General features: G+C 32.5%; 14 protein-coding genes and 1 tRNA gene. 8 read left to right on the top strand and 7 right to left on the bottom strand.

What is annotated here, in order from left to right; genetic code table 11:
* The coding region (locus AC9UFV_RS06810) for a 50S ribosomal protein L25/general stress protein Ctc (protein ID WP_509574151.1) at positions 1 to 594 on the bottom strand (594 nt) is incomplete at its 3' end.
* 62 nt (positions 595 to 656) lie between these two features.
* On the bottom strand, positions 657 to 1,598 hold the full coding sequence (locus AC9UFV_RS06805; protein WP_509521418.1) for a ribose-phosphate pyrophosphokinase: 942 nt from the start codon (positions 1,596 to 1,598) through the stop codon (positions 657 to 659).
* A 298-nt stretch (positions 1,599 to 1,896) separates the two neighbouring features.
* Here AC9UFV_RS06805 and AC9UFV_RS06800 point away from each other — a divergent pair.
* From AC9UFV_RS06800 to AC9UFV_RS06790, 3 genes are all read left to right on the top strand, one after another.
* Positions 1,897 to 1,976, top strand: a tRNA-Leu gene (locus AC9UFV_RS06800).
* A gap of 257 nt (positions 1,977 to 2,233) precedes the next feature.
* Positions 2,234 to 5,575 (top strand): T9SS type A sorting domain-containing protein, encoded by a 3,342-nt coding sequence (locus tag AC9UFV_RS06795; RefSeq protein WP_509574149.1) that lies wholly within the window; start codon positions 2,234 to 2,236, stop codon positions 5,573 to 5,575.
* A 112-nt stretch (positions 5,576 to 5,687) separates the two neighbouring features.
* Complete coding sequence (locus AC9UFV_RS06790) at positions 5,688 to 6,164, top strand: hypothetical protein (RefSeq protein WP_509574147.1); 477 nt, start codon at positions 5,688 to 5,690, stop codon at positions 6,162 to 6,164.
* Here the strand turns inward: AC9UFV_RS06790 and AC9UFV_RS06785 are convergent, their stop codons facing one another.
* Positions 6,165 to 7,082: a hypothetical protein gene (locus AC9UFV_RS06785; protein WP_509574145.1), complete on the bottom strand. Its 918-nt coding sequence runs from the start codon at positions 7,080 to 7,082 to the stop codon at positions 6,165 to 6,167.
* Positions 7,083 to 7,160: 78 nt separating this feature from the next.
* Here AC9UFV_RS06785 and ruvC point away from each other — a divergent pair, with 78 nt between their 5' ends.
* From ruvC to AC9UFV_RS06760, 5 genes are all read left to right on the top strand, one after another.
* Positions 7,161 to 7,715, top strand: coding sequence for a crossover junction endodeoxyribonuclease RuvC (ruvC, locus tag AC9UFV_RS06780; RefSeq protein WP_509574143.1), 555 nt, complete (start codon positions 7,161 to 7,163; stop codon positions 7,713 to 7,715).
* A 3-nt stretch (positions 7,716 to 7,718) separates the two neighbouring features.
* Entirely contained in the window at positions 7,719 to 8,852 is a 1,134-nt protein-coding gene (gene hemW / locus AC9UFV_RS06775) for a radical SAM family heme chaperone HemW (protein WP_509574141.1), read from the top strand.
* A 108-nt stretch (positions 8,853 to 8,960) separates the two neighbouring features.
* Positions 8,961 to 9,341 carry a GxxExxY protein gene (locus AC9UFV_RS06770; RefSeq protein ID WP_509574138.1) on the top strand — a complete coding sequence of 127 codons (381 nt, stop codon included), beginning with the start codon at positions 8,961 to 8,963 and terminating at the stop codon, positions 9,339 to 9,341.
* Positions 9,342 to 9,490: 149 nt separating this feature from the next.
* On the top strand, positions 9,491 to 10,249 hold the full coding sequence (locus AC9UFV_RS06765) for a cyclase family protein (protein ID WP_509574136.1): 759 nt from the start codon (positions 9,491 to 9,493) through the stop codon (positions 10,247 to 10,249).
* Positions 10,246 to 10,608 (top strand): MmcQ/YjbR family DNA-binding protein, encoded by a 363-nt coding sequence (locus tag AC9UFV_RS06760; protein WP_509574134.1) that lies wholly within the window; start codon positions 10,246 to 10,248, stop codon positions 10,606 to 10,608. Before AC9UFV_RS06765 ends, AC9UFV_RS06760 begins: the two co-directional genes overlap by 4 nt.
* 82 nt (positions 10,609 to 10,690) lie before the next feature.
* Here AC9UFV_RS06760 and AC9UFV_RS06755 read toward each other — a convergent pair whose 3' ends face one another.
* The 4 genes from AC9UFV_RS06755 to AC9UFV_RS06740 all read right to left on the bottom strand — a co-directional run bounded on the left by AC9UFV_RS06755 (position 10,691) and on the right by AC9UFV_RS06740 (position 12,864).
* Positions 10,691 to 11,323, bottom strand: a complete 633-nt coding sequence (locus tag AC9UFV_RS06755) for a hypothetical protein (RefSeq protein WP_509574132.1) — start codon at positions 11,321 to 11,323, stop codon at positions 10,691 to 10,693.
* Between the two features lie 125 nt (positions 11,324 to 11,448).
* Positions 11,449 to 12,027: a DUF2490 domain-containing protein gene (locus tag AC9UFV_RS06750; protein WP_509574130.1), complete on the bottom strand. Its 579-nt coding sequence runs from the start codon at positions 12,025 to 12,027 to the stop codon at positions 11,449 to 11,451.
* The gene (locus AC9UFV_RS06745) at positions 12,028 to 12,171 is read right to left on the bottom strand and encodes a hypothetical protein (RefSeq protein ID WP_509574128.1); all 144 of its coding nucleotides are present in this window, start codon (positions 12,169 to 12,171) and stop codon (positions 12,028 to 12,030) included.
* Positions 12,172 to 12,864: a TerC family protein gene (locus AC9UFV_RS06740; protein WP_509574125.1), complete on the bottom strand. Its 693-nt coding sequence runs from the start codon at positions 12,862 to 12,864 to the stop codon at positions 12,172 to 12,174.
* Positions 12,865 to 12,960: the final 96 nt, after the last annotated feature.

Here is a 12,960-nt window from a genome sequence, read left to right as displayed (position 1 = left end):
TGCAGGAGCTTTTGCTGCTTTTGCTGCTTCTTGAGCTGCTTTCATAGCCGCACGAGAAATTCTCACTTGACAAACAACAGTGTTGTCTGGGTGCATTAACTTATAATTGTCAGAAACTAATTTCGTAACATATAATTTATTCCCCATTTCAAGTTCAGAAATGTTAGCCTCAACAAAATCAGGAAGATTTTTTGGTAATGCTTTTACTTTTAATTTACGAGTGTTTAAACGTAAAACCCCTCCAAGTAAAACTCCAGGAGAAACACCTGTAATTTTCACAGGAACTTCCATAGTGATTTCTTTGTTATCAAATAATTGAAAGAAGTCAATGTGTAAAAGTTTGTCTGTAATAGGGTGAACTTGAACGTCTTGTAAAACTGCATTGTATGATTTACCTTCACCTACCTCGATCACAACTGTGTGTGCGTTAGGAGTGTAAATCAACTTTTGGAATGCTCTTTCGTCTGCTGAGAAATGAACTGGTTGATCTCCTCCGTATAACACGCAAGGAACCGCTCCAGCATTACGTAAGGCTTTAGTTGACACTTTGCCCACGCTTTCTCTTTCTGATCCTTTAATTGTAATCGATTTCATTGTAAAAATATATAGTTAATAATTATAAAATACTACTTTTTAAGCTTTTAGCTTTTTTTGATTTACATTAAAAATTTCCCACTAATGGAAGTGTTGTTTTGTACCATTTGCATTACTTCTGCAAAAAGTGGCGCACAACTTACGACTCTTATTTTCTTTGATTCCTGTTTTAAAGGAATCGAGTCGGTAACTATTAATTCAAGTAATTTTGAGTTTTCGATTTTCTCATACGCACCACCTGATAAAATTGGGTGAGTACATATCGCTCTAACGCTCAAAGCTCCTTTTTCAATCATTAAATCTGCGGCTTTCGCCAATGTGCCTCCGGTATCAATCATGTCATCTACTAAGATTACATTTCTACCTTTAACTTCGCCAATCAACTCCATTGTATCAATTACGTTGGCAATTTTTCTTTGTTTGTAACAAATTACAACATCAGATTCTAAAAATTTAGAATAGGCATAAGCTCTTTTTGAACCTCCCATATCAGGAGAAGCTATTGTCAAATTATCTAAATTTAAGCTTTTTACGTAAGGTAAAAATATAGTTGACGCAAACAAGTGATCTACTGGTTTTTCAAAGAATCCTTGAATTTGATCTGCATGCAAATCCATAGTCATAATTCTTGTTGCTCCTGCAGTTTCTAACAATTTTGCAGTCAGTTTTGCTCCAATTGGAACTCTTGGCTTGTCTTTTCTGTCTTGTCTTGCCCAACCGAAGTAAGGGATAACAGCAGTAATATGTCTTGCCGAGGCTCTTTTTGCAGCGTCTATCATAAGCAACAATTCCATCAGATTATCTGAACTTGGAAAAGTAGAGCAAACAATAAAAACTCGAATTCCTCTTATTGACTCTTCGTAAGAAGGCTGGAATTCACCATCACTATATTTAGAGAACGTAACTTTACCTAACGGCATTCCATAGCTTTTGGCTATTTGTTCCGCTAAATATACACTTTGGGAACATGCAAATATTTTTGCATCTGGTTCTTGATGTGACATTTTAATCTGTTGTTTTATTCCTTGACATCCTTTATAATTAGGCTATTTGATAAAAACAGACCTAATAATTATAAATGCCTCGGATGTAGTTAGTTAGTTGTGTTTCGTTTTACCGAGCTGCAAATTTAGTAATAAAATTGAACTGGGAAAGGAAAATTTAGAGTATTTTGTATATTAAATGTAAATATAATTTCTACATTTGCACCGTGTTAAAGGAATTGAAGTCCGTTTTTAATAACATTCTTCTCTTTTATTGCGTTTAAATATTGGTTTTATAACTATTATTTATGTCTGTCAAGCCCGAATGGCGGAATTGGTAGACGCGCTGGTCTCAAACACCTGTGGGAAACCGTGCCGGTTCGACTCCGGCTTCGGGTACAAAAGCTCTTCTGAAAAGAAGAGCTTTTTTCGTTTTTAGAAGCGGAGTCAAACTTTTTTAGGTTGCTCGGCTTCGGGTACATTTATTAACCCTAACTACATACAAATAAGATAGTTAGGGTTTTTTATTCCCGAATAATTCACGTTGACAGATCCCTCTAAAAACCAAATAAATTACTTTATTTAATTATTTTTGTATCTTGCAAACGATTACTTTAAATCAAACCCCTATTTCAACAATTTGTAATTTTATTTTTATGAAAAAAATTATACTATTTATATTTCTTTTTTCCTCAGTAGCATTCTTCGGACAAATCTCAGGATTAAATCAACCAACAGTTAATAACAAAGTATGCGATGACAATTACGATGGATTTGCTACTTTTTCAATGGCTGCAATATCAGGTGAAATTGTTGGTCAAATAACGACCACACTTTTAGTAACACACCATTTATCACAAAGTGATGCCGCAACAGGAGCCAATCCATTGCCAAACACTTTTATTAATACGGTTGTAAATACTCAATTGATTTTTGCAAAAGTGATTAATATTACTACTAATCAAACTCAAATAGTTACTTATAATTTAGTGGTGAATCCAAGACCTTCAGTGATCACCTATTCAATGAATATTTGTGACAACGATGGAACTGTAAATGGATTAACTACTACTTCACCTTTATCTAGTTTCAATCCGTATTTTTCAACAAATAATCAATATGCTGTTTCCTATTTTAGAACTCAAGCAGATGCTCAAGCAAATACTAATGCCCTAATACAAACTACTCCTTATACAAATACTACTCCTTATCAAGAGGTATTATTTGTAAGAGTTCAAACAAGTGCAGGATGTTTTTGTGTTTCACAATTAATATTAATGGTACAATCCTGCGCAGTAACCTGTCCTAGCCCAACAGCTGTTACTTCTTCAAATATAACAGCAACTTCTGCAGTATTAAATTGGGTTGGTTCAAGTGCATCCAATCAATATGAAGTTTACGCTTCTGCTCCCGGAACTCCAGTGCCTTCAGCAACAACTCAAGGAACTATTGCAACTACAATCCCATTTGTGTTAAACAACCTAAATTGTGGAACTGCATATACTATTTATGTAAGAACGGTTTGTGGAAACAATGGGAATAGCGCATGGACTTCGCCAATAACAATTACAACATTGCCATGTGGTCCAGTAATTGGTCAACCAGTAAACTTAACGCAGTGTCAAAATAATGGGCAAGCGTGTTTTGATTTAACATCAAATACTTCAATTATTTTAGCCAATTTAAATCCGGCAACGTATTCTGTTACTTATTTTACCTCTCAAACTGATGCAAATAATAATGCCAATGTTATTTCAACACCTAGTCAGTTTTGTATAACAACCCCTTCGCAGGTAATTTTTGCTAGAGTAACGAATTCGGTTGATAACACATTTCAAGTTGTAGGTTTTTCACTTGTTGCATCCGAATTTGAAACAACTGTTCGCGTCTTAACTGATATGACTCAATGTGATGATAACAATGATACCGTTGTCACCTTTAATTTGACGAATGTCCAAGCTCAGATTAATTCCTCTTTCGTTTTAGAGTATTATACTTCTTTAACAAACGCTCAAAATAGAGTTGTCCCAATTACGAATACTTCGGTATTTAATGTGGGTACACAATCGCCAACTACGGCTATTTTTGTTAGAGAAATAAACCCTACTACGTGTGATAGAATATATAAATTTAATGCAATTGCTTATGCCGTTTGTAACAATGCCTATGTGTGTAATACCGCTAATTCATTGTGTAGCGCTTTAGGAGTTCCATTTGCAAACACTCACCAAGGAATTCAAGCTCAAACTGGAAATAGTTACGGTTGTTTGGGCACAAGACCAAATCCGACTTGGTTTTATTTACCAATAAGTAGAGCCGGAAATATCAATTTAATGATCCAACAAAGCACCGATATTAATTTTATGAATACTGCTGGAAGTTTGGACGTAGATTACATTTGTTATGGTCCTTTCACTAATCCAACAACTCCTTGTAACGGGCAATTAACTGCCGATAAAATTGTAAGTTGTAGTTATTCTGCATCTGCAAATGAATATCCAGTAATACCAAACGCATTGCCAGGTCAGTATTATTTAATTATGACTACTAACTTCAGTAATCGTGCTGGATTTATTAAAATCACGGAAATGCAAACTACTACTGGAGCAATTAATTGTTCTGGATTGCGTTTGAATGCGTTTTTAGATTTGAATTCAAATGGAACTCAAGAAACAGGTGAACAAAATTTTCCACTAGGACAATTTCAATATGAAGTAAACCAAAATGGAACTACCCACAATATTACGGCACCAACAGGAGTTTATAATATTTACGATATTAATCCAGCCAATTCTTACAATATTAGTTATACAATTAATTCAAATTATACTTCAAATTATTCCGTGACTCCAGGATCATATTCAAATGTGAATATAGTAGTGGGTGCCGGTATGCAGGTTTATAATTTCCCTGTTCGAGTTACCAATAACTATGCTGACTTAGCGACTATTTTAGTTCCAACGCAACAACCAAGACCAGGATTTACCCATACCAATAGAATTATTTATACCAATTTAGGAACTCAAACTGTTGCTTCTGGAATCATAACATTCAATAAAGACGCAGTTGTAACCATAACTGGAAATTCTCAAGGAGGAGCTGTATTAACGCCAACAGGTTTTACATACAATTTCACCAACTTATTACCATTTGAAATAAGAATGATAACTGTTACTATGCAAGTTCCAACTATTCCAACAGTTTCTTTGGGTAATTTAATTACTAATTCAGTTTCAATTACTCCTTTAACTGGAGATGTAGTTCCGGCGAATAACACAGCAACAATTAGTCAGATTATTATTGGGTCTTATGATCCAAACGATAAAATGGAAGCGCATGGAGAACAAATTTTGCATTCTAGCTTTTCAGCAAATGACTTTCTAACGTATACTATTCGTTTCGAAAACACTGGAACAGCTAGTGCAATAAATGTTCGTGTTAATGATGTATTGGATTCTAAACTTGACGAGAATTCTATTAAAATGGAGAGCGCAAGTCACAATTATGTAATGGATAGAATTGGGAATAATATCAATTGGAAATTTGACAATATTGAGTTACCTGCAACTTCAATGGATCCAATAGCGTCCAACGGATATATTCAATTTAAAATCAAGCCAAAACCTGGGTATGCTATTGGAGACATAATTCCAAATACAGCTTCAATCTATTTTGATTTTAATCCACCAATTATTACCAATACTTTCCAAACTCAATTTGTAACTGTATTATCATTAGACGAATTTGAAAACGGTGGTTTTGTGTTCTACCCAAATCCAGCTTCAGATTTTGTGACTGTTTCTTTAAAAGACAGTACCAATTCAATTTCAACTATTTCAGTTTATGATGTACTTGGGAAAATGATTTTACAGAAAATGGCCAACAATGCAGTTACAACCGAAACTATAGATTTATCATCAGTTAATCCTGGAATTTATTTTATAGAAGTGCAAACCGAAAACAACGTTAAGGTAGTTAAGAAATTACTTGTTAAGTAATTATAATTATAAGAATTTAAAAACCCTCCATCGAGGGTTTTTACTTTTTAAAGCATTTGTTGGTATGCCAAATATTAATTCCTTAATTTTGAAATATTAATTTTTATTACAAATGAAAAAAGCCCTCGCTTTACTATTTCTTATTTTGATTTCTTCTTGCCAATATTTTGGCGGTGAAGTACCCTCAAAAAAAGAGCTATTGGATAAGGAGCTGAATGCCATCAATTGGAATGAAGTTGATGAGTTTCCGTCCTTTTCAGAATGTGATAAAATTAAAGACGATAAAATGCAAAAACAGTGTTTTTTCGAGTTTCTAACTCAAACTATTCAAGAGAAGTTAACTTCAGATACGCTGGCCACTTTATACCCAGAATTAGATACAATTGAAGTGAAAGTTACTGTGTTTCCAAATTCAACAATGAAATTCGAACCTCAATTTCCGAAAGACAGCACAGCTTACGACACAATTAAAGTTGATAGTATTCTTCAATCTCGATTGGTAAATTTTCCTAAAGTTAATCCCGCAACTAAAAGAGGACTTCCTGTTAAAACACAATTTATATTACCGGTAATTATAAAATCAGAATAGTTATTTGTGTTTAAATGCCAATACAAAATAACTGCCTATTGTAGCAGGTATTACCAAATTTAAAAACCAAAATAGTGTACTTATAAAAATTACAATCCATTCGTTTACGCCTAATATTCCAAAGAAAAACAAAGCCACACTTCCCTTCACCGCAAAATCTAAAAATTGAAAAGTTGGCAACGAAGACGCTAAAAAATAAACACTTGAAATTGCTGCCATTAATGTAAAATAGGGAAGCTGCACGTCAAATGCTAAAAATAAAAAGTAGTATTGATGAGAAAAAACCAAGTACCTGCAAATAGCTAAATAGAAGTTTTTTTGATGAATTTTTCGTGGAATTTCATTTAGTTTTTCAATCAATTTTTCAATAGAATATCCTTTAATATCAAACTTCTTTAAAGTAAATGCAAGGGTTAAGATTCCTATTATGGTGGCAATCAAAATTAAATCCCATTTGAAATAACCCAAATAGAACAATCCAATTATTCCAAAAAACAAACTCACCAATACTTGAACGCCATTGCAAATCAAATTCAAAAAAATAATATTTTTCGTTTGTGCTTTTTCAAAAAACAAGGCCTTTCCAGCATATTCTCCAACACCATTTGGAGTAAATAATCCAGCGGTTAATGCACTCAAAACCTGATTTGTAGCTTCAAAAAGTGATATTTTTTTGATAAAAGAAACTAAATTTTGCCATTTTAGAATTTCAAAAAACCGATTCAATAGACTCAATAACAATAGGAAAGAAATTCCTAAAACCGATTTATTTTTATTGAATTTCTCTAAAAATAATACCCAATTCAGTTGATTATTATTGGCCAATTGGTCATAAATAAAATAAAATGCACACCCAACGATTAAAAGTTTGATTAAAAGAACAAGTAATTGTTTAGCTTTGTGTGAAATTGATAGCATCAGTATATTCTAAATGAAAAAAAAGTGCATTATTATAATGGGCTAAAGTACTAAATAAACCACGAAACAAATTCAAAATTGACAAAAGAAAGAATCATATTAGGAATAGATCCAGGAACCACCATCATGGGATTCGGCTTAATTAAAGTCGTTGGGAAAAACATGGAGTTTTTGCAATTAAACGAGTTGCAATTATCAAAATATGACAATCATTACCAACGATTAAAAATTATTTTTGAAAGAACAATTGAATTAATCGAAACCCACCACCCCGATGAAATTGCAATTGAAGCACCGTTCTTTGGAAAAAATGTGCAATCCATGTTAAAATTAGGGCGCGCCCAAGGAGTTGCAATGGCAGCGGGACTTTCGCGAGATATTCCCATTACCGAATACGAACCTAAAAAGATTAAAATGGCCATCACCGGAAATGGGAATGCCAGCAAAGAGCAAGTTGCAAAAATGTTGCAACAACTTTTAGGACTTAAAGAATTGCCCAAAAATTTAGATTCCACAGACGGATTAGCTGCAGCAGTTTGTCATTATTTCAATTCCGGAAAAACAACTGGAGAAAAAAGTTATACCGGATGGGATGCTTTTGTAAAGAATAATGAAGCCCGTGTGAAAAAATAAACCATGGCCGGAATCTACATTCATATCCCTTTTTGCAAACAAGCGTGTCATTATTGTGACTTTCATTTTTCAACTTCTATGAAAAAGAAAGACGAAATGATTTTGGCTCTTGCCAATGAAATAAAGTTGCGCAAAAACGAGTTTGAAAATGAAATCGTAGAAACCATTTATTTTGGAGGCGGAACACCTTCAATTTTGCAGATGGCAGATTTAAATTTTCTGATCGAAACTGTTTATGATAATTATTTGATTATTGAAAACCCCGAAATTACATTGGAAGCCAACCCAGACGATTTATCCGAAGACCGAATTATCGAATTGTCAAAAACGAAAATTAATCGATTAAGTATTGGAATTCAATCCTTTTTTGTAGATGATTTAAAGTTGATGAACCGGGCTCACAATGCCGAGGAAGCAAAAAAATGTTTAGAAATGGCAACCCAATATTTCGATAATATTTCACTCGATTTGATTTATGGAATCCCCGGAATGACGAATGAAATATGGAAAAAAAATATAGAAATCGCTTTGTCATATGGCATTCCACATATTTCAAGTTATGCTTTAACAGTAGAACCTAAAACTGCCTTGCAAAAATTAATTCAAACTGGTGAAATCGAAAATCCTAATGATGAGGTTTCGCAAGAACACTTTTCAATTTTAGTAGAATTGCTTGAAGCAAATGACTTTATACATTATGAATTGTCAAATTTCGGAAAAGCAAATTACTTTTCTAAAAACAATTCTTCCTATTGGCTTGGAAAAAAATACATCGGAATTGGTCCTTCAGCACACAGCTATAATGGGATTTCTAGAAGTTGGAATGTATCTAATAATTCACTTTATATAAAGTCAATTCAAGAAAACCAACTTCCAAATGAAGTAGAAAATCTTACAATTACCGATCGTTATAACGAATATATTATGACCGGATTACGCACCATTTGGGGAGTTTCATTAGATAAAATCGAAACCGAATTTGGGATTACCTACTTGGATTATTTGATGAAACAAGTTAAGAAATTCCTAAACGACGAATTGGTAATTATTAAAGACAACGTTTTAAAACCCACCAAAAAAGGAAAGTTTTTAACTGATGGAATTGCAAGTGATATGTTTTACTTAAATTTGGAATAGTTTACCACAAAATTTTTTACCGCAAGGTTCGCAAAGGTTTACGCAAGGTTCGCAAGGATTTAAGTGAATTAAAAAACAAATAATATTAGCCATAAAAATAAATTTAATATGTTAACAGAAAATGAATTGTCTAAAATAGTATTTAATTGTGCTTTGAAAGTCCATCAAAATTTAGGGCCGGGTCTTTTAGAAAGTGCTTATGAAGAATGCTTATTTTACGAGCTAAATAAGATGGGGTTAGAAACTCAAAAGCAAAAAGCTTTGCCTTTAGTTTATGAAGAAGTAAAGCTTGATATTGGATATAGAATTGATATTATAATCGAAAACAAATTAATTTTAGAAATAAAATCAGTCGAGGCTTTGAATGATATTCATTTTGCTCAATTGCTAACTTATTTAAAATTAACTAATTGCAAACTTGGGATGTTGATAAATTTTAATGTAGCTTTAATCAAAAATGGAATTAAAAGAGTTGTAAATAATCTATAAATCTCTTTTACTTACTGTTCTTTTAATAGTCTATTTTATTTCTTTGCGACCCTTGCGTAAATCTTTGCGTGCTTTGCGGTTAAAAAGAATGTGTTATATTTAATGAGTTTAAAAAGAAATTCATTTACATAAAATTGCGTTTAAATAATATGAAAGCAAAAATAAATAATTTCGAAGTCGACTTATCAAAACCCATTGATATCTCAATTTCTTTATCCAATACAGATGAAAACCCTATTGCATGGTACATTGAAAAACCAGTAATTGAACCTGTAGTTTTTGGTGATTGGATTGGGAAAGTTTCTGAAGGTAAGTCCTCCACGAATTTTAATAATATCTTTTTTAATCCACATGGACACGGAACCCACACCGAATGTTTGGGACATATCACCAACGATTTTTATTCGATAAACCAATCGCTAAAGCAGTTTTTCTTTATGGCTGATTTAATTTCAATCCAGCCAGAATCCCAAAATGACGATTTGGTAATCACCAAAGTTCAAATTGAAAATGCCCTCAATGGAAGTTCTCCCGAGGCCATTATTATTAGAACGCTACCTAATAATTCCGATAAAGTATCAAAGAAGTATTCTCATACCAATCCACCGTATTTGTCCGAAGAAGCAGCAATTTTTATTCGCGAAAGCGGAATCCAACATTTGCTAATCGATTTACCAAGCGTGGATAAAGAGCACGATGAAGGAAGATTATTGGCACACAAAGCTTTTTGGAATGTGAAAAATGTAATGCATTTAAACAACGATGCTCGAATAAATTCCACTATTACAGAAATGATTTTTGTAAATAGCGAAGTGAAAGACGGCAGTTATTTATTGAATTTGCAGATTGCGTCTTTTGAAAATGATGCAAGTCCAAGCAAACCGATTTTATTTGAAATAAAAAAATGAACCTAGAAACCTATTACGAATATTGCCTTTCCAAAAAAGGCGTAACCGAACATTTTCCTTTTGACGAAGAAACTTTGGTGTTTAAAGTAGGTGGAAAAATGTTTGCTTTATCATCCTTAAACGAATGGGAAATGGGAAATCCATCTGTTAACTTAAAATGCAATCCGGAATATGCCGAAGAGTTAAGAGCGGAATATGACAACATAAAACCGGGCTGGCACATGAGTAAAATTCATTGGAACACCATTGAAATAAATCGTGAAGTACCCGATTCTTTAATTAAAGAACTCATAGACCATTCCTATGATTTGGTGTTTAAAAGCCTAACTAAAAAGGTACAATTGGAAGTTTTGGGGTAAAGAAAACCCGACCGAATAAAAAGTGGGTCGGGCTTGAGTTTATTATTAAACTAAGTTATTTATAGATTATCGATTTAGGTTATCAGTTTAATTCTACAAATCCATTTAGCAATTGTTCAATTTTAGGCAAATAACTAGCTAATAAATTAGTAGAGGTATACGTTACGAATTGAACAGTTCCATTTGAATTTGAAAAATAGTAACCATAATAGGAGCATTTAATCCCTTTCGTGGTGCCATTCATTTGAAGAAGTAGTACTTTAACTCCATTTACGATTCTATATTCTTCTTTAATAATTTTTATATCTGGAGCCGCATCTTTTCCATTACTAAGGGCAATTGATTTTAATGTTTCAAGTGGAATTTCCACTTTTTCACTAATAATCATTCCATATAAATCCCCACCTTTCAAACGAAGTTCATACTCAGCTGCATCTTTTTCAGGGCCTTTGTTAAATGCCCATATTTTTGGATTTAACCAAAATCCAACACTCAACTTATTGCTTTTTAATAAAAATGTCGATTCAGAATCTTTTTTAAATGGAATTGAATTAGTTGGAATTTCTTTTTCAGTTACTTGCTCTTCATTTTGGTATTTCCAAGTGCCGTCTTTAAATAAGATTACTTGTTCACCGGTTTCTGTAATTGCATTTTGTTGAGCTTGAATGAAGCTAACAAAAAACAGACTAATTACTACTAAGATATTTTTGTTCATGTTGGTTGGTTTTATGCTTGCACTTTTTTTCAAATGTAATCTATATTTATTTTATTTTAAATATTTTAAACAGAAAACATTCTACAGAGTTTAAAACTTGTCATTTCAATTAAAATCCGACTTAATTAATTGTCTTTAATATCTGTATCAATAGTTGAATTTGGTGCTGATTTTTTAAATATTTCAATGAAATATCCTAATTGTAAAAAGTCACGACCCGTCTCATCATTTATTTTGTAATCGAACTGATGTAAATAGCCAATTTGCAAAGTGGTCGCTTTTGAAGGCTTATAATTAAATGCAACTAGCATTCGATTCCTTTCAAAATACGGTTCTGAATTGGTAAAAAACAATTCATTACTAACATTAATTTGAAAGGGTTTGTAATTGTCCTGTTCTTTTCCAAAAGGATAGGAAACACCAAGTCGATATCGGAACCGATTGCGGCAACCATTGTTTGTGAATCGGAACTCCGACCGATACCGTTGTTCAATTTTGAGATTCCCTATTGATTGAAAAAGGACAGCTTGGGGCCAAATTCTGAATTCATTATTGTTTTTTGGCAAAACAAAATTCCCCCCTTCATTATAGGTTTGGTAACTTCCTGCTCCTAAAGTTAGCTTTACATTTTTATGAACTTTAAGGTTAATGCCTCCTTTATATTCATAGTAATGAAAATTATTATAGAATTTTAATGAACGCAATTATGCTTCTCCGAAAAAACTCCATTTTTCGTTTTGATTGTATTTAATATTTAGAATATTCCAACTCCCAAGATCAAAATTTTGCGCTAACACTACATTCGAAGAAAAAAACAAAGAAATTGCCGCTATAAAAAATAGTCTCATTTAATTGTGTTTTATAGTTTTCATTTGAACAACATCAACTATAAACGCGAATGCCATTGAAAAATATATATAACCTTTTGGAATTTCAAAGTGAAACCCTTCAGCTAGCAAAGAAGCACCAATCATCATTAAAAAGCACAATGCTAATATTTTAAAAGACGGGTGCTTTTTAATAAATTCACTAATTGGTTTTGAGGCTAATAGCATAATAATTACTGTAACAATTACTGCAGTATACATTACCCATAGCTCTTGAACCATTCCAACCGCAGTAATTATTGAATCGATCGAAAATACTAAATCCAATAGGATTACTTCCAACAGTAATCTTTTAAAACTACTATTCTTAGGAACGATTGGGATATTTTCATTTGAAATTTCGGTTTTGTGGTAAATTTCTTTAGTACTTTTATAAATTAAGAAAAGGCCACCAAAAATTATAATCAAGTCCTTACCTGAAAAGTCAGTATTATTGAGAGTGAAAAGCGTTTGGTCTAGTTTTAAAATCCACGCTATAAATGCTAAAAGTAGTAATCTCATTACCATTGCCAAACCTATTCCCCAAAATCGAAGTTTGTTTCTTTGGTTATCTGGCAATTTGTCTGCCAAAATAGAAATAAAAATAATATTATCAATTCCAAGAATTACTTCAAGTGCAATTAAAGAAAGTAAGGGAATAATTGCTTCAGTCATATTTATTTTTCTTTTTGACGGGACTAAAATGCTTGTAAACCTTTTATTATAATCATTTAAAAGGCCTAATATTTATTTAGCTAAAATATGAAAATA

It is taken from the genome of Flavobacterium sp., from assembly GCF_044349645.1.
Taxonomy (GTDB): domain Bacteria; phylum Bacteroidota; class Bacteroidia; order Flavobacteriales; family Flavobacteriaceae; genus Flavobacterium.
Note: the sequence above shows the minus strand (reverse complement) of the source record. Positions and strands in the feature narration are given on the sequence as shown.